This window comes from Enterococcus sp. DIV1089c (genome assembly GCF_050530965.1).
Classification (GTDB): domain Bacteria; phylum Bacillota; class Bacilli; order Lactobacillales; family Enterococcaceae; genus Enterococcus_B; species Enterococcus_B hirae.
This window is the reverse complement of record NZ_CP172888.1, coordinates 1,134,729-1,152,253: the sequence shown is the minus strand read 5'-3', so window position 1 is coordinate 1,152,253 and position 17,525 is coordinate 1,134,729. Positions and strand designations below refer to the sequence as shown.

Sequence of the window (17,525 nt, the reverse complement as noted above, 5' to 3'; positions counted from 1 at the left end):
AAGCGAAGGTCCCTCTTTACGATCTTCGCTTTTTTATTGATTCTATTCATCTATTTTTTTGAGATTGTTTTAACTTCTTGATTGCCCATTCGTAGTGACTGGCAGTTGCAGAAATGAAATAACTACCTAATGTGGTATTCCCCACCCATGCAAATTGCTTTTTTTGGAATAACTCTTCATTACTCAAGGCGTCTAATTTTTTCATTACTTGCTCATGGCTTTTTTTCAAATAGTTTTCAGCTTCCACTAAAGAAGTTGTTTGATGCTTTTCTACAAACTCTTCATTCATCTTCCCGTAGGTTCGCCAATTATACGGTTCAGGCAAGAAATTTCTTTCTTCTCCGTTAAAGTTGCTTTCAAGCCATCGTAACAATAGTTGATGCCATTCGTATAAATGGATCAATACATCTTTTAAGTCTTTGTCTCGTCGCCAATGTGCTTCCTTTTTTTTCGCCAAAAACTCTTCACTAAATTGAAAGGATTGCTTGCGATCTTCCTCACTCATACCGTTAATTAATTTCCATAAATCATCGAATTGGCTGTTTGCTTTTTCAAGCAATTCATCTTTTGATTTTGGTCGCATATGACACTCCACTCTTTTTTGCTAAATCACCTGCTCACCACAAGGGGTTTCAAAATGATTTGTAGTAACTTTTATGTGTACATTATTTTGTGTTACGAGCAACAAAAGCAAAACGATGCTGCAAATTATAAATCGTACCATGTCGTTTCAACTCTTCATAAAGTCCCAATAACTCTTTGAAATTTTTCTCAACTGTAAATCCTGGGTATTCCCATTCAATCGTCCGTACATAAAAGATCAAACTATCCATATCAAAGAATTGTTGATTCAAATAGGCTTCGTCACAAAACAAAAGATCAAAATGATGCTGTTCTAGTTCTGCTTTCACTAAGGAAAGATGAAAATCAAAACATTCTTTCCTTACTTCTGGCATCAAACGAGAAGCCAAATTCAACCCGTTGAAATCTCCTACTTGTTGAGAAATAAATAACCCATCTGGTTTCAAGACACGCTTCACTTCAGTTACTGCAAAAGATTCATGAGAATTGATCACTAGATCAAATGAATCATCTGGAAAATCCAATATGTCCTCTTCCCCCACAAATTTTACTGTTACACCTTGAGGGTCAAGTGTTTGTAATAATAGCTGGTAATTAGGCGGATACCCTTCCGTTACTGCTGTCTGTTCATAAGGATGGTTAAATGTTTGTAACAATTCACCTCCACCTGTTCCCATATCTAATAGAGACATAGTTGGAGTTAAATAATTTAAAACAAGCTCTCGGTAATCCCACGGAGGCTCTTCACACGACCATTTCCCATCTAAATAGGAAAAATCCCAGCCAGTAAAATTTTTCTGTTGTTCCTCACTTTTAAGCCACTCTTTTTTTAATTGGTCCATCATCTTTTATCGCTCCAGTCATTATGATTTTATAATCGTTGACGGCGATATAGTCGATTGGATAAAGCATACTCGATATAGGTCTATCCATTCCACTATATCGAGTAGCTACCTCGTTGTTTTCTCATGTTCATTCTCCTTTTGATTGACTTAAAAACAGTATATCATGAAAACCAGGAACAGAAAACGCTTACTAAAAAACTGTTTCGTGCGTTTGCTTAGATTGTTAGATAATTTGGAAGCTATAAATTTTTTGATTTTCAACAACCTCTTTCGCAATTATTTTCCTATACTGTACAATCTTTCAGTACATCAGCTATCCGAATATTTTACATAGAAAAAAAACTCTTCTATCAGCATTTACTAAAAGCTGTTAAAAGAGTTTAAGTTAGTGTATCAGCCAATAACTCATTATTGATTCAAAATGTCCTTTACTTTCATTTTATCCATTTCTTTTATTGTCTTTTTTTTCTTTGATTCTTTTCCGCCTTCATAAATACAGATCAATGTAATCAAACCAACAATAGGCATTAATATATTTCTAAATGTTAGATTTAAATGACCTGTCAAAACGATAAAAACAACTAAACCACTGAAAATCACTGGTAAGATCGCTCCCATATATTTATTCCCTATATAACCACTTAGGGTTTGAAACCCAATAATACCTGCAATAAGTAAAAATTGTATTATATTATTCATCTATACTCTCCCTATGTTTTTTTATAATTTCTTTTGCTATGTCTAAACTTATTTTTTCGTTAATCACGAGTTGCATCATTGATACTTCAAAAGAATCTTCTTGCTTTATATCAAAAAGTTTTATTTTTTCAATTAATCTATCTAACCTTAATCTTACTGTTGGGTAACTAACTTCATACTCTTTTGCTAACTGCTTTAAGGAACCTGATGCCAACAAAAATTTCTTAATAAATACTTGTTCCTCAGGTTCTAAATTAAAAAACCATTCCATTCATTAACCTCCCAACAAAACATAAATATAATTAAACAAAGTTTAATATTGTTAAAAATAAAACACAACTTGATTTACAAAAAATTTGAGATGCGATTTGAGTAGATAAAGAGAGAGGGTTAAAAATTTCTATAATTCATGGAACTGATGAAGCAAAATTGATTCTTAAGTCCCATTTTCATTTTAGTTATAAAAAACATATCGTTCTCTAGTATGAATAACTCAACACAAAACAAACAACTGAGAGAACGCTATGCTGTAAGACTGATTTTACACAATTCTTCCGTCCTCGTAAAATATATTTTATCTAATATTTTTTCATGGTACTTCTAAACAAATAATTTATTGATTAACATACTCTTAACGGAGTTTTTTCGTTATTGTAGGATTTTTTTAAGTACAATAAATGTATGTAAAGTATTTAAATTGCCAAATAAATCACCTTAATAAAGATAAGTACAGTTATGTGAAATGATCTTAAAAATCATTCTTTTAGTCTGTTTCTATAAAATGCAATAGCCTTTACCTTTTCTTCGAATATTAACGGCGTTCTTAATAGTTCATAAACAGTAGCACCTTCCACTGTTTGATCTCTTCCCCGCTGTTAACTGCAATAGTGTCTATACTTAATTTATCAAAGTCTGTTGAATGCCTCTACATCATCCACGTCTAATCTACCCTCTTAGACAATGCCTTTACAGTCCGCCACTCTTTGCTTTCGTAAAATTGGGCTATTTCCTTATTCATGCAACCATTAGCAGAGCTGCTTAGTTGTTTCTTACTAGTTTGTTATAATATTTGTTTCTTTGCGTTTTGTGTTCCCAAAATATCTATTATTTATGGAGACTAATCTGCGACATTCACCATACTCACAATTTCATCTTTATTATTATTTCTACTCAGTTAAAAAGCTAATACTTTCATTAGGCTTATTGAACTCCACAAAAGCACTACATATGTTTACAATTTTAATAAAATCTTTTTCATTAATATTAGTTACATTGTATCTTCCATGTTGTACCGAGAGAGTGTAAAATATTTTGTGTAAATAGAAAAAAGGAAGTCCCTTCTGTAGAATAGAGTTACCACAACACATTCACAGAAAAGAGGACTTCCATATGAACGATTTTACTACAGAAATTCTAAAGACTCTAGCGAACAAAGGCGATTTGAATGAATTATTCCGTGTCCATTTGGAAAAAGCTGTCAATACGCTTCTCAAAACGGAGTTAACGGCTTTCCTCGATTACGAAAAGTACGATCGCATTGGTTTTAACACGGGTAATTCTCGTAACGGCTCCTATGACCGTACGGTCAAGACCGAGTACGGGGAACTTCATCTCCAGATTCCGCGCGACCGCAACGGCGAGTTCAAGCAACAGACTGTTCCTGCTTATAGACGGACGAATGATACCTTAGAGGAGACCGTCATTCACCTCTTCCGAAAAGGTATTACCATGTCGGAAATCGCAGACTTGATTGAGAAAATGTATGGGCATCACTACACGCCCCAAACCATGTCCAACATGACTAAAGTGCTGACTGAAGAAGTAAATGCATTTAAAGTTAGAACTCTAAATGATAAGTATGTCGCTATTTTCATGGATGCTACTTATATTCCTTTAAAAAGACAAACTGTTTCAAAAGAAGCAGTTTATATTGTAATTGGCATTCGATTAGATGGAACCAAAGAGGTTCTTGGGTTTAGTCTTGCTCCAACTGAATCTGCTTATGTTTGGAAAGAGATTCTTCAAGACCTAAAAGACCGTGGTTTAAAAGAGGTTTTATTAGTCGTAACTGATGGTTTAAGTGGCATTAACGATAGTATTCATAGTGTTTATCCAAATGCTCAATTTCAACAATGTTGTGTCCATATATCTAGAAATATCGCTCATAAGGTTCGTGTTAGTGATCGACAAGAAATCTGTAGCGATTTCAAATTAGTTTATCAAGCAAGTTCAAAAGAAGAAGCAAATAATCAAATAAGGTTTATGATAGATAAATGGAAAAAGCAGTATCCACGAGTGGTTAAATTGCTCATGAATCCTGCTATATTAACCTTTTATAATTTCCCTCCGTCAATCAGAAGAACTATTTATTCAACTAATTTGATTGAAGGTTTTAACAAACAATTAAAGAAATATACCAAAAGAAAAGAGCAATTTCCTAATGAAGAATCTCTGGAGAGATTTCTAGTATCTCAATTCAACAACTATAATCAAAAGTTTCTATGCCGAGTTCATAAAGGTTTTAAAGAAATACATGATACATTAGAATCAATGTTTTAACTTAATCAACAGAATGGGCTTTTCCATTTACACATAATTCTTGACGCAACCTGTACCGAGTGTCTTGTTAACTTATTCACATCAAAATTAGCATATCTAAAGTATTTTTCTATTACTAATTGGAAACACATTTCTCTTCTTTTTTTATTTAAAACTGTCCTATCTATTTCTATTTTTTTTAAATATTTTTCTTTTTCTTTATTATTAAAATATTTATCATTTTTCATATTACCTTCTAGTAACTGATAAACAAAAGAATAGTCTATAATCGAAAACAATGTTCCCACACATATTGGATAATATTTCATGTCTACGTGAAGTAATTCAATTATCAAATTTAAGGTATCTTCAAAATCTTTTTTACAGTGAAATTTCACAGTCTCTAACTCGTTGAACAAATTTTCATACTTATTACCTTTATAAAGTTGGTATATAAACTCATCCGACATAGTTTTATCATCTTCAATAATTTCTTCTTCCATTAATAATGAAGACAAGGCCCATCCTGACTCTTTTATTTTATCCGCTCTTTCCAAATAATACTTTTCTAGTCCTCCAACCTTTTCAAAAGTTTCAGCTAGATTAGACATGATATGTTCTATGTTATTAATTATTTCTTCATAAATAAAAAATAATGATTTAGTTTCAGTAAGCGGTTTAATCACTTTAAGTAATTCATCTTGTTTCTTTTTAGATAAATCTCTTATTTTTTTACCTATAAGTATTTCCATTGATTGTTCTTTCATGTTTTTCCCCTCCTCTATATATAGTTAAAAATTAAATCAGCTATTGCAATCAAAGTTACTAAAAGTACTAAACTTATTTTTTAGTTTCTTCTAATAGAATCAGATATAAAAAAAATAGGAATAAACATGTTATAGTTAGTTCCTATTTTTATCTTGTTTATTAGTCAACTCTAGATTCTTGTATTTCAATAATCTTTATATATCTTTGTAAATCTTTTATCTTGTTATTTCTAATAGTTTTAGAAACATGTGGATTCAATTTATTTTCTTCACCAGAATGTTTGTAAACTTCTATCCACTCTTCTAAATAACTTTTCAGGCCTTGTCTGTTTCCAACTTCGTCTATACCTTTTACAAAATTATCGCCGAACTTACTTCTCAGTTTCATCAGTTCATCCTGCAATTCTTTATCGCACAAATTTTCCAATTCTTTATAATTCAATTTTTCTTCCATTGTACAAACCCCTTTTCATTTTTTATTATCTACATACTTATTTTAACTTACTGAATGCTTTCTATACCACCATCATTAATAACAATTTTTATCAACAATTTTATAATATATTCATATTTTGACAATTTTACTTCATCAAGCATCAATTTTTACAAAACAAAAACTCCTTTATCAACTTTTTCTAAAAGTTGATAAAGGAGTTTAAAAATTGTTTACTCGTTGAATATGAAACCCGTGTCAAAATTATCTGATACCAAGTGCAATTCGTGCATAGCGACTCATCTTATCCGTCGTCCATGCTGGATACCAAACTAATTTTACTTCTGCCTTAGTTACTTCTGGCACTTCTTTTAAGGCGTCGTGGATTGATTCAGTTAGGATATCAGCTAACGGGCAACCCATGGTTGTTAAGGTCATTTTAATGACTGTTTCTCCGTTTTCTGGATCAAACTCGATTTCATAGATCAAGCCTAGGTTGACGATATCGATCCCTAGTTCAGGGTCGATGACCATTTCTAAGGCAGCTAAGATTCGTTCCTTGATTTCATTGACTTCTTCTGCAGACCATTTTTGGTTTGCTTCGCTCATCTTGCAGCACTCCTTCATGCAATTTTCATTTATCATACTCTTTTTTTGCTCATTTGTAAATGAGAATCGAGAGGTTCTATTCTCATTTAGCAGGTTGAAAACAGAAAATTCTTCTGACTTATTTAAATCAATTATTGTTTTTTAGTTTTTGAAGGAGTTTTCTTTATTTCGGGAAAGACACCCGTAGAACGGTAAAGATTTTGTTCGCTTTCATTAGCAAAACGGCCAAATACCGAATGTGTTGGTAAAATATTGATAAAAGCATCTTCGTCGATTTCATGGACGATTTGATCTAAATCATACATTTCATAACGAGTGATCACCATCATGATCGTTTTACCTTCTTTTTTAGAATAGCCACCGATTGATGGTAAGAGGGTCATTCCTCGAACCATATTTTGAGCGATCGCTGCGGTCACTTCATCTGGTTTGACCGTCACAATCATGGCGGTCACTTTTTGATGACTCGTATGAATCGCATCAATCACTTGGGTCATGGCATAGATAGAGATAATCGTATAGAGCGCACTCTCCCAGTTAAAAAGAAAGCCCGCAATCACCACGATCAAACCATTTAACATCAACATATAATTTCCAACGGTTTTCCCTGTAGTTTGTGAAAGGACTAAAGAAATAATATCCATTCCTCCAGTTGTAAACCCCATTTTAAGTGAGATCCCTACACCAACACCTAACAAAACACCGCCGACTAAGGCATTCATTAAAATATTGTCCGTCACCTGCCCAGTGGGAAGTAAGGTAGTTGCTACCGATACGGCTACTACATTGACAAAACTTAAAATCGTTGCTCGTCTGCCTACTTTCAAGAACCCTAGAATAAAGACAGGGATATTCAAAATAAAGATAAAGGCACCTGTGTCCACTTTTACGTGGAGCCAGTCAGATAATAACGAGGCAATGATTTGGGCAATCCCATTCATCCCTGCGGAAAAGACGTTTGCTGGAATCAAAAAATAATTTAAGGCAACCGCTGCGGTCAATCCGGTGACTAAGATAACCACAATCTTTTTTAATATTTCATTTCTTTGATACACTGTCATAATCTTACTCACAAGCACCTCTTCCTTTCAAAGTTATTCCAATTGTAAGAATAACAGGTTATGAATTAAATTAAAATACTTGAATCATAAATGAGAATAATTTTAGTAAAGCTTCAACACAATCATTTGACTATGATACAATAAAATAAAAACAAATCAGGAGGATCACTATGGCAAAAGATGCAAGTTTTGACATTGTTTCAGAGGTCACAATCGAGGAAGTCAGAAATGCGATCCAGCAAACAATAAAAGAATTAACCAACCGTTTTGATTTTAAAGATTCGACTATTGATATCAAATTTGATAACAATAAATTAACCATTCTCAGTGACGATGATTTCAAGATCGAACAAATCAAAGATGTCTTGTTAAGTAAATTAAACAAACGAAATGTTCCAATCAAAAATATCCATTTCTCTGAATCAGAGCATGCCCTTGGAGGAAAAGCACGCCAATCCGCTGAACTTATCAATGGCATTGATCGGGAAAATGCCAAGAAAATCACAACTGAGATCAAAAATTCAAAGATTAAAGTAAAAACCCAGATTCAAGAAGATCAAATTCGTGTAACTGGAAAAAACCGTGATGACCTTCAAGCGGTGATTGCTTTATTGCGAAAATTAGATCTGCCAATCGAACTTCAGTTTACTAACTATCGTTAACAGATAGCTTTACTTGTCAGACAATGAAACAATTGATCAAATACGCGCTTGAACAGATAAGACACCTGAATCTACCAGTCGTTTATGGTTGATTCAGGTGTTTTTAATTTTAAACTACTAGCGCTAGAGTAATTTCACATCTCTAATGATTTACTTTTGTGCCAAAAATCGGTGATTTCTTTTGTGAGTTCAGAAAGGTTTCTGACAGTGGTCGCTGACTGCCAATGTCTTGGAAACAATTGGCGATAATCCAACCGAGTAAAACGCTGATCTGCTAACAAAACGATTCCCTGATCACTGGCATCTCTAATGACACGCCCCGCTGCTTGTAAGACTTTATTCATACCAGGTAATTGGTACGCATAAGCAAATCCCAGCTGATCTTTTTCGTCATAATATTCTTTGATCAACTCCTGCTCATGGTTCATTTGTGGTAATCCAACGCCAACGATCATACTGCCAATTAATCGGGTTCCTTTTAAATCGATCCCTTCTGAAAAGATTCCGCCTAACACACAAAAAGCTAGTAAGGTTTCGTCTGGATCAATTTGAAACTGCTTCAAAAATGTTTCTCTCTCAGTTTCACTCATCATGGTATCTTGAATCAGCACCTTAACATCTGGATGTTTTTCTTGAAAGGCTGTCACTGCCTGATCCAAATATTGGTAAGAGGGGAAAAATATCAAGTAATTTCCGATTTTTTCTTTTGTAAAATGTTGGATCGTTTCAATTAATCGAGGCATGTTCTCTTCTCGTTTACGATAGGTTGTTTCTAAATAATTTGTGATCAGCATTTTTTGGTTTTCTTCTGGAAAAGGACTTGGCAAGCGATAAGCTAAGCTCTCTTTTCCTCCTAGCGTTTCTTGGTAATAAGATAATGGCGAAAAACTAGCGGAAAATAAGATACTACTTCTCCCCTTAGCTAACGATTGTTCTAAAAAATCACTAGGATCGATGCAAAATGCTTTGATGATGAAATCTTGATAAGTTTTCTCTACAGTTGTTTCATAATGATCATCGTAAAATTCACTGATTTTCAAAAAGTGAAGTAAGTCAAAATAAAAGGGGAGTAACGTCTCTTGAATGGCATGTTCAGGATACTCTGCCAACCACTCTTGGATGTGCTCACTCAATTGATAACCAGCATTAACCAATGTGTCCGCGGGTGCTTTTTGATGGTGGTAGGTCCACCCATCTTCATTTGAAATTTCCTGGATCTGATCGAACGCTTTAAGTAACTTATTAAAACGTCGTCTTAACTTTTTAAATTCTTTTGGAATGAGTGCATAGACGTTTCTAGCGCTTCGATATGAAAGTTTTGCGGAGTACATCTCTCGGGAACGACTGACCAAATTATGGGCTTCATCAATCAGAAAAAGATGATCCTCATTTTTTTCGCCTTCAAAAAAACGTCGTAAATAAACAGTCGGATCAAACAAATAATTATAATCCCCAATAATCACATCACACCATAAACTCACATCTAGCGACAACTCAAAAGGACATAACGTATGTTTCTTCGCATAAGTTTCAATAACTTCTCTGGTGATTTGATTTTCATGATTCAATAAATCCCATAATCCTTCATTGATCCGGTTGTAATAACCGTTGGCATATGGACATTGATCTGGATTACATGTTGTTTCGTCTAAAAAACAAATCTTATCTTTGGCTGTCAAAGTCACACTTTTGGTCTCAGCACCCACATCTTTTAACGCCTCCAAAGCATCTTCAGCGACTTGTCTCGTGATTGTTTTAGCCGTTAAATAAAAAATGCGTTCTCCCTCTTCTTCCCCTATTGCTTTCAAAGCGGGGAACAGTGTAGAAACTGTTTTTCCAGTTCCTGTCGGTGCTTCGACGAATAATTTTTGTTTTGTACGAATCGTTTTATAGGCAGCGACTGCTAACTCTCTTTGACCTTTACGGTAGTTGTCATAGGGGAATTTCAAAGCCATCAAAGAAGCATTTCGAACGGTACGCCAATTCTCTTGAAAAATCAGCCATTCTTTATAGTCATCTGTAAGTTTTTTAAAAAACTCATTTAATTGTTCGATGGTTTGATGCTCAACTTTTCGGGTAATGATTCCTTCAGTAGTTTGATAATAAGTTAGTTGCAAATTAATTTCTTTTAAATCATGTTCATGACAATAAATATAAGCATAGGTTCTTGCTTGATGGAAAAATAATTCAATTTGTTCTTTTTCTAAGTCTTCATACCTCGGTTCCGAAGTTTTTATTTCATCAATATAATAGATGCCTTCTTTTTGGAACACGCCATCTGCTCGCCCTTCTATGATTAGCTGGTATTCCTCGAAGTGGACAGTCGTCTTTAAAAAGACTTCTTTTTCATAGTCTTCTCCAGCATCTTTTTGAAGCTTCCGATGGATCTTGGCACCTTCCAGTGCGGTATGGTTACTTTTTTTACGATTGTCGATACTGCCACGCCTTAAGATAAATTCAACAAGGTTACGTACCGATATTTTTGATTGCTTCACCACTCCCACTCCTTTGACTATAAGCTTACCTGAAAAAGAAAAGAATCGCAAAATACTAAAATCAAGCTTATCAATTTGCCGATTTATACGCCTCAACAGATGAAAGTATTACAGCTATTTAGTCACTTCTTCCTTTCACAAGTAGGATCACAAAGCTATAGATTTGTTTACATTATTCAGATATCTCTCTCCCTTTACATTCATCATCGTTCACTTGAAAGTAAAGTAAAACATCCGAAAATAGCTTTTTGCATTTTCGGATGCTTTCCTTTGTTTTTCAGAGTTGGACATCACTGTCGCAAGCTCGAATAGGATATAGAATTAGGATTTTTGGATGAGCTCACTCTAACACCAACTTATTAAAAAGAAGTGAGAATTTTCTGTTCTCTTGTTTAAAATCTCTCAATACTTTTATTTTTCATCTTGTCATTGAAATAAGTTGTTTATTTAGGAAGCGAGAGAACTTGTCTACAAAAAAACATGACTCAGCTCTACTATATTCAATTAATTCAATTAATTCAATTAATTCATTTATTATTCATTCAATTCGATTTAGATTCACCGTGGACCATTCCTCAAGTAGGGTCTTTTGTTTCATCTTATCAATTGAGTTATACTAGAATTAAGTAAGCGATCAGGAGGAACTCTTTATGCATATTGAACAAATCAAAACTGGGATGATCGAAGAAAATTGTTATTTGGTTTATAACGATGAAGCTTTACTGATTATTGATCCTGGTGAAGATGCAGCAAAAATCAAAACACAAATCGAAAAAACGCAACAACAACCCGTAGCGATTTTACTAACACATACCCACTATGACCATATCGGATCCGTCGAAGAACTTCGTCAGTTTTATCAGATCCCTGTATATGTTAGTCCATTAGAACAAAGTTGGTTAGGCGATCCGATATTGAATCTTTCTGGTTTGGGAAGACATGGTGACATTGCGAATATCATTGTTTCACCTGCTGAATATGAATTTGAAATGAAACCCTATCGTCTAGGGAATATGACATTTCGGGTCGTCCCTACACCTGGTCATTCGATTGGAAGTGTCAGCTTTATCTTTGATGATTTTGTCGTATCAGGTGATGCACTATTTAAAGGCAGTATCGGTCGAACCGATCTATATACTGGGAATCTGGAACAGCTGCTACACAGTATTCAAACCCAGTTGTTTGTGTTGCCAGATGAATTTGCCGTTTATCCTGGGCATGGAGATGCTACGACCATTGAACATGAAAAAAGAACCAACCCTTTCTTTAATGCTTAACTAACAAATCGATTGGAGGCTGTAAATATGACTAAAACCACTCTTTACATCGTCAGACACGGAAAAACGATGTTCAATACGATTGAACGTGTTCAAGGTTGGTGTGACACACCACTCACCAAACAAGGCCAAGAAGGAATCCACTATCTTGGAAAAGGATTGAAAGACGTTGATTTTTCTTTTGCTTATTCTAGCGATAGTGGTCGTGCTATTGAAACGGCACGTATCATCCTCAGTGAACATGCCAAAGGAAAAGATATCCCTTATTTTATCGATCAAAGAATTCGTGAATGGTGTTTTGGCTCTTTAGAAGGTGGCTATGACATGGAGATGTGGGGAGTTATCCCCCGAGTATTAAACTTCAAAACTTATGATGAGATGTTCACGACGGACGTAACTTTTGAACAAATTGCTAATGCTATTTATAACTTGGATACTGCTGGCTGGGCTGAGACCTACGATACTTTAAAAAATCGTGTATGGTCAGGATTTGAAGACATTGCGCACCATTGCGAAAAAAATGGTGGTGGCAACGTCCTAGTTGTTTCTCATGGGTTGACAATTGGCTTTTTACTCAGCTTAATTGACGTACATCAACCTGTTCGAGCAGGCTTATTAAATGGCAGCGTGACAAAAGTGACATATGAAAAAGGCAATTTTTCAATTGAAGGAATCAACGATATTAGTTATATAGAGCAGGGAAAAAAACACTCGCGGGATTCTTTTTTATAATCGTTCTGTTATCAAACACTGGTTTGCGAGTACTCACTTGAGTACTCGCTTTCTTATGCCCTCTTTCTATTTCTCAAGTTTTTCTTAACATCAAGAAAGCATTTGGTTTTCCTTAGAAAGAACGGTATACTTAATACTGTATTTTATTTGGGAAGGAAGGTCCGTATGTTTTTTGCAAATATCATCAAAGCAGCTATCTTAGGAATTATCGAAGGGATTACCGAGTGGTTGCCGATCAGTAGTACTGGTCACTTGATCCTAGCAGATCAGTTCATCAAGCTAGACGCTAGCACACAGTTTATGTCGATGTTCAACGTCGTTATTCAATTAGGTGCTATTTTAGCAGTCGTCGTTTTATATTTTCATAAATTAAATCCCTTTTCTCCAAGCAAAACCACTATTGAGAAAAAAGATACTTGGACATTATGGTTTAAAGTCGTAGTCGCTTGTATTCCAGCAATTATTATTGGATTACCTTTAGATGATTGGTTAGAAGAACATTTTCATAAATTTCTACCAGTTGCGATCGTCTTAATCGTTTATGGGATTGCATTCATTGTTGTGGAAAAAAGAAACAAGACAAAAACACCACGTTGGACAACCTTAAACGATTTTACTTATCAAGCGGCGTTACTGGTTGGATTATTCCAAGTATTAGCGTTAGTTCCTGGAACTTCTCGTTCAGGAGCTACGATCCTCGGAGCCATTTTGATTGGTGCTTCTCGATTTGTAGCAACAGAATTTTCATTTTTCCTTGGTATCCCAGTGATGTTTGGTGCCAGTGGTTTAAAAATCGTGAAGTATCTAGCTGAAGGAAACTCCTTTAAAATGGAAGAAACGATTATTTTACTCGTTGGAACCCTCGTATCATTTATTGTCTCCGTTTTAGCCATCAAATTCTTGTTAAGTTATTTGAAGAAAAACGACTTTACAATTTTTGGTTGGTATCGGATCATTTTAGGGGTCATTTTGATTGGTTACTGGTTTATCGCAATGTAACTGAATAAAACGAAGTCAAAGCACCGTATGATTACGGTGCTTTTTTATATTTATTCTAATTATCTCCTTTCCAAAAAAGCGTTATTCTAAATGATAACTATTATCGTTCTCATTTAGCGATTTTTATTATCAATTAGAATTTTGGTGTGGTATATTGATTTTGTAAAGGAGGAAACAAATATGACTCGTTTAATACAGACATTTATCCCGACAATCGGTTGTTTATTACTTATAATCTTAGGTTTGGCTACTCAATCTTTTGTGCCTTTTCTAAGTATCATCTTTTATTTAGGCGCCATCTCATTCGGCGGTTTCAAGCAGACTCGCGAAGGGTTGACCGAACTTTGGCAGGAAAACACATTGAATGTTGACTTATTGATGGCCTTAGCAGCAATTGGCGCTTGTTTGATCGGTGATTTTTTAGAAGGTGCGATGCTTACGTTTATTTTCTGTTTAAGTGGCGCTCTCGAAGAATATACGACCAGTAAAAGTCAGCAAGAAATTACCGCTTTAATGAATCTACAGCCACAAAAAGCACAACATTTAACTGCAAACGAAGAATTAGAAGAAATAGCTGTAACTGATCTTAAGATCAATGATCGGGTATTTGTCCCAAAAGGTGGAACGATCCCAATCGACGGCTATTTAGAAAGTCAACAAGCAACGGTTGATGAAGCAACATTGAGTGGTGAATCTGTACCAGTTGAAAAAGTCCCTCATGATGAGTTATTTGCAGGAACGATCAATCGAGGAAATCCTTTGATCCTACAGGTGACTAAAAAAAGTGATGAGACCGTTTTTGCTAAAATCATCCAGCTGGTTGAAAAAGCACAAAGCACCCCTACAAAGACCGCTTCTTTTATCTCTCGTATTGAAAATACCTACGTTAAAGGTGTGTTAGTCGTTGTTCCATTAATGATTCTTGTTTCATATTTCATTTTTGGCTGGAGTTTTCAAGAAAGTTTTTATCGGGGAATGGTTTTACTGGTTGTCGCCTCTCCTTGTGCGTTGGTTGCCTCTGCGACACCTGCAACACTAGCAGCCCTTTCTAACGCTGCCCGCAACGGTGTGCTGATCAAAGGTGGACTCCATTTAGAACAATTAGCTGATTTAAAAGCAATTGCCTTTGATAAAACCGGAACTTTAACGAAAGGTAAACCGATAGTAACTGATAGCTATTTTGTAAAAGATCAGAATCTGGCGCAACAAATCTTAGTTTCAATGGAACAAAAAACAACGCACCCCTTAGCTCAAGCAATCGTAACACATTTTGACATTGCTATACCAAAAGACATCCAAAAATTACCAATCGAAGAAATCACGGGGTTTGGTTTACGAACAGTTTACCAAGAAGCTCAGTGGATTGTAGGTAAATGGGAACCAGAAAAAACGTCGATAGCTGAAAAAGAACTTCTTGATAAAATTCATTTACTCGAACAACAGGGAAAGACAGTGATTGTTTTAACCAAAGACAATCAATTGATAGCACTCATCGGCTTATTAGATGTACCGAAAGAAAATGCCCAACAAGTCATTGACTATTTCAATAACCAGCAAATTGATACCAGCATGATCACTGGAGATAACCAAGGGACTGCTGCAGCTATTGCAGAGAAAATTGGCGTTCAACACTTACTGGCTAACTGCACACCATCGGATAAAACACACTATGCACAACAGCAAAAAGAAAAGTATACTGTCACAGCAATGGTTGGTGATGGTGTCAATGATGCCCCAGCTCTTGCAACTGCTTCACTAGGAGTAGCCATGGGACAAGGAACGGATGTCGCTATGGAAATCGCTGATATCGTCTTGGTAAAAAATGACTTGCAAAAATTAAGTTATGCCCACCGTCTTTCACTAAGAATGAAGAAAATCATTAAGCAAAATATTATTTTTTCTCTTACAGTGATTTGTTTACTGATCCTTTCTAACTTTCTGCAATTTTTAAATTTACCTCTTGGCGTGATTGGTCATGAAGGAAGCACGATCTTGGTTATCTTAAATGGGTTACGTTTATTGAAACCCTTACCTGAAGATACTTCCAAAAAATCACGTTGCACTGGCTGTCCCTTACAGCCGAATCACCACTCTATCTAGTTTTTCCACTCTGATGAACCTCACTTTTGTAACCGTTGAAAAAATGATATGATTGATGGCAGGAAAGTGAGGTTCTTTTTTTATGGAAAGTTGGATTTTTCTTGGATTGATCATGCTTGTTGCCCTGCTTGCTAAAAATCAAAGCTTGATCATCGCTACAGGTTTTATATTACTAGTCAAATTGATACCGACATCGAAAGTGTTTCTTACTTGGCTTCAAGGCAAAGGAATTAATCTAGGAGTCACCATCATCACAGCTGCTATTTTAGTTCCAATCGCTACTGGCGAGATTGGCTTAAAAGATTTACTAGATGCCTTTAAATCACCCATCGGTTGGATTGCTGTGTTTTGTGGTGGTCTAGTAGCCGTCCTTTCTTCCAAAGGAGTCGGTTTGATTGCTTCAGACCCGCAGATTACTGTTGCATTGGTTTTTGGAACAATTCTCGGAGTCGTTTTCTTAAAAGGGATCGCTGCTGGTCCGGTGATTGCTTCTGGTATTACCTATTGTCTCTTGCAATTATTTTCTTTAAGTAAATGAAAAAAACGATCACAGATAAAGTGTTTTGAGTCCTCTGAATCGAATCGTTCGTGATATACTTATTCCGAGGTGATCACATGTTAGAAAAATTAAAATACTTTATCGGCACGGTTGGTTGGTTTTTATTAGCGATCGTATTGATTTTAGGACTAGCTTATCTTTTATTTCCAGATCTGATCCAAAATGTGTTCAATACCTACTTTAATTGATCGTGAAAAAAGTAAACCCGATAGATGAAGGGAACAAACTTTATCTATCGGGTTTATTGTTTTTCCATGTACCTTTACTCCTGAAATCTATTTGATAAAAGTTGCGTGGTTTTTATCAAGTATTTTTTTAATGTTCTAACCTCTTCCTCTTACCCCTACGCCACTTACACCCTTTTATGTTTCCTAAAATATTATTAAATAATCCTCATTTCTTTTTGGCTCCTCCTTTCATTTTTTGTTATACTAGAACACAAGATAGCATCACTTATATTTTTAATCATTCGCTATTATGCTTTATATATAGAAAGGAAAACGCTCATGGAAACCTTTGAAGGTCTTTTAATTGATACGTATGTCTTACAAGAACAACCTATGATGTTGACTGGCTTAAATCTTCAACTGGAAGATCGTGTCATTAACGGTCTGTTGAAAGATCGTTACTTGGCAAAATATATTCTTCGGCTCCCTTTAAATAAATATGTATTAGAAGTCAGTGGAAAATGGAACCGCCGCAATCAATTAGTCATCAAAAAAATGATAATCAAAAATATTGATGAATACATTAAAATTATTGGGACTCCGGAATAAATTTAGCTACACCAACGGTTAACGGTTATAAAATAACTAAAGAATGGTATCGTTATGATTGCTTAGTCTACAAGGAACGTATCCCTTTTCAAAAAAAGCTTTGCAAACGGTTCGCTTTGTTATATAATGTTCGAGTACCAAACAGTCCCATTCAAATTTTGTTTAAAAAGATAAATTTATCTGCTTTGGTTGAACGCTATTGTCTCCCACAATAGCGTTTTTTATTTGTCCTTTTCCCTTCTCTTTCAACGCTAGTAGAGCCTAGAATTAAGTTTCTTTTAGTGTTAAGGAAAAAAACTTGTCATGTTCATATTGCAAAGATTACTTCATTTAGGTATAATAATGAATGTTGAATTATGCGGTAACACGCGTAAGAACTTAATTTATCGGA

Annotated in this window: 18 protein-coding genes; 9 read left to right on the top strand and 9 right to left on the bottom strand. The window is 35.0% G+C overall.

Annotation, left to right across the window (positions count from 1 at the left end; genetic code table 11):
* Positions 1–46: 46 nt before the first annotated feature.
* The 4 genes from IGL30_RS05450 to IGL30_RS05435 all read right to left on the bottom strand — a co-directional run bounded on the left by IGL30_RS05450 (position 47) and on the right by IGL30_RS05435 (position 2,397).
* Positions 47–583 carry a ClbS/DfsB family four-helix bundle protein gene (locus IGL30_RS05450; protein ID WP_088745838.1) on the bottom strand — a complete coding sequence of 179 codons (537 nt, stop codon included), beginning with the start codon at positions 581–583 and terminating at the stop codon, positions 47–49.
* Positions 584–665: 82 nt separating this feature from the next.
* Positions 666–1,427, bottom strand: a complete 762-nt coding sequence (locus IGL30_RS05445) for a class I SAM-dependent methyltransferase (RefSeq protein WP_123874825.1) — start codon at positions 1,425–1,427, stop codon at positions 666–668.
* 408 nt (positions 1,428–1,835) lie between these two features.
* Complete coding sequence (locus IGL30_RS05440; RefSeq protein WP_123874826.1) at positions 1,836–2,126, bottom strand: hypothetical protein; 291 nt, start codon at positions 2,124–2,126, stop codon at positions 1,836–1,838.
* On the bottom strand, positions 2,119–2,397 hold the full coding sequence (locus IGL30_RS05435; protein WP_088745839.1) for a DUF2089 family protein: 279 nt from the start codon (positions 2,395–2,397) through the stop codon (positions 2,119–2,121). The genes IGL30_RS05440 and IGL30_RS05435 overlap by 8 nt, the downstream gene beginning before the upstream one ends.
* A gap of 1,118 nt (positions 2,398–3,515) precedes the next feature.
* Between IGL30_RS05435 and IGL30_RS05430 the strand changes: the two genes are divergently transcribed.
* The gene (locus tag IGL30_RS05430) at positions 3,516–4,685 is read left to right on the top strand and encodes an IS256 family transposase (protein ID WP_010721693.1); all 1,170 of its coding nucleotides are present in this window, start codon (positions 3,516–3,518) and stop codon (positions 4,683–4,685) included.
* A gap of 5 nt (positions 4,686–4,690) precedes the next feature.
* Here the strand turns inward: IGL30_RS05430 and IGL30_RS05425 are convergent, their stop codons facing one another.
* The 4 genes from IGL30_RS05425 to IGL30_RS05410 all read right to left on the bottom strand — a co-directional run bounded on the left by IGL30_RS05425 (position 4,691) and on the right by IGL30_RS05410 (position 7,546).
* A complete protein-coding gene (locus IGL30_RS05425) occupies positions 4,691–5,431 on the bottom strand; it encodes a hypothetical protein (RefSeq protein WP_375371638.1) in 741 nt (246 codons plus the stop codon).
* A gap of 160 nt (positions 5,432–5,591) precedes the next feature.
* On the bottom strand, positions 5,592–5,885 hold the full coding sequence (locus tag IGL30_RS05420) for a hypothetical protein (protein ID WP_053766364.1): 294 nt from the start codon (positions 5,883–5,885) through the stop codon (positions 5,592–5,594).
* Between the two features lie 243 nt (positions 5,886–6,128).
* Positions 6,129–6,473, bottom strand: a complete 345-nt coding sequence (locus tag IGL30_RS05415) for a metal-sulfur cluster assembly factor (RefSeq protein WP_010719329.1) — start codon at positions 6,471–6,473, stop codon at positions 6,129–6,131.
* Between the two features lie 131 nt (positions 6,474–6,604).
* A complete protein-coding gene (locus IGL30_RS05410) occupies positions 6,605–7,546 on the bottom strand; it encodes a YitT family protein (RefSeq protein WP_010737469.1) in 942 nt (313 codons plus the stop codon).
* A 158-nt stretch (positions 7,547–7,704) separates the two neighbouring features.
* On the opposite strand from IGL30_RS05410, the gene IGL30_RS05405 reads away from it, so the two are divergent.
* Positions 7,705–8,196, top strand: coding sequence for a YajQ family cyclic di-GMP-binding protein (locus IGL30_RS05405; RefSeq protein WP_123874827.1), 492 nt, complete (start codon positions 7,705–7,707; stop codon positions 8,194–8,196).
* 134 nt (positions 8,197–8,330) lie between these two features.
* Here IGL30_RS05405 and IGL30_RS05400 read toward each other — a convergent pair whose 3' ends face one another.
* A complete protein-coding gene (locus IGL30_RS05400) occupies positions 8,331–10,694 on the bottom strand; it encodes an ATP-dependent DNA helicase (RefSeq protein WP_088745730.1) in 2,364 nt (787 codons plus the stop codon).
* Between the two features lie 647 nt (positions 10,695–11,341).
* On the opposite strand from IGL30_RS05400, the gene IGL30_RS05395 reads away from it, so the two are divergent.
* The 7 genes from IGL30_RS05395 (at position 11,342) to IGL30_RS05365 (ending at position 17,134) form a co-directional block, all read left to right on the top strand.
* The gene (locus tag IGL30_RS05395) at positions 11,342–11,968 is read left to right on the top strand and encodes an MBL fold metallo-hydrolase (RefSeq protein WP_430618558.1); all 627 of its coding nucleotides are present in this window, start codon (positions 11,342–11,344) and stop codon (positions 11,966–11,968) included.
* A gap of 27 nt (positions 11,969–11,995) precedes the next feature.
* The gene (locus tag IGL30_RS05390) at positions 11,996–12,700 is read left to right on the top strand and encodes a histidine phosphatase family protein (protein WP_034700670.1); all 705 of its coding nucleotides are present in this window, start codon (positions 11,996–11,998) and stop codon (positions 12,698–12,700) included.
* A 165-nt stretch (positions 12,701–12,865) separates the two neighbouring features.
* Positions 12,866–13,699: an undecaprenyl-diphosphate phosphatase gene (locus IGL30_RS05385; protein ID WP_053766368.1), complete on the top strand. Its 834-nt coding sequence runs from the start codon at positions 12,866–12,868 to the stop codon at positions 13,697–13,699.
* A gap of 180 nt (positions 13,700–13,879) precedes the next feature.
* Complete coding sequence (locus IGL30_RS05380; protein WP_123874828.1) at positions 13,880–15,799, top strand: heavy metal translocating P-type ATPase; 1,920 nt, start codon at positions 13,880–13,882, stop codon at positions 15,797–15,799.
* 82 nt (positions 15,800–15,881) lie between these two features.
* The gene (locus tag IGL30_RS05375) at positions 15,882–16,337 is read left to right on the top strand and encodes a DUF441 domain-containing protein (RefSeq protein ID WP_010719338.1); all 456 of its coding nucleotides are present in this window, start codon (positions 15,882–15,884) and stop codon (positions 16,335–16,337) included.
* A 77-nt stretch (positions 16,338–16,414) separates the two neighbouring features.
* Positions 16,415–16,546: a hypothetical protein gene (locus tag IGL30_RS05370; protein WP_010719339.1), complete on the top strand. Its 132-nt coding sequence runs from the start codon at positions 16,415–16,417 to the stop codon at positions 16,544–16,546.
* A gap of 318 nt (positions 16,547–16,864) precedes the next feature.
* Entirely contained in the window at positions 16,865–17,134 is a 270-nt protein-coding gene (locus tag IGL30_RS05365; RefSeq protein WP_123874829.1) for a hypothetical protein, read from the top strand.
* The last annotated feature ends 391 nt before the right edge of the window (positions 17,135–17,525 follow it).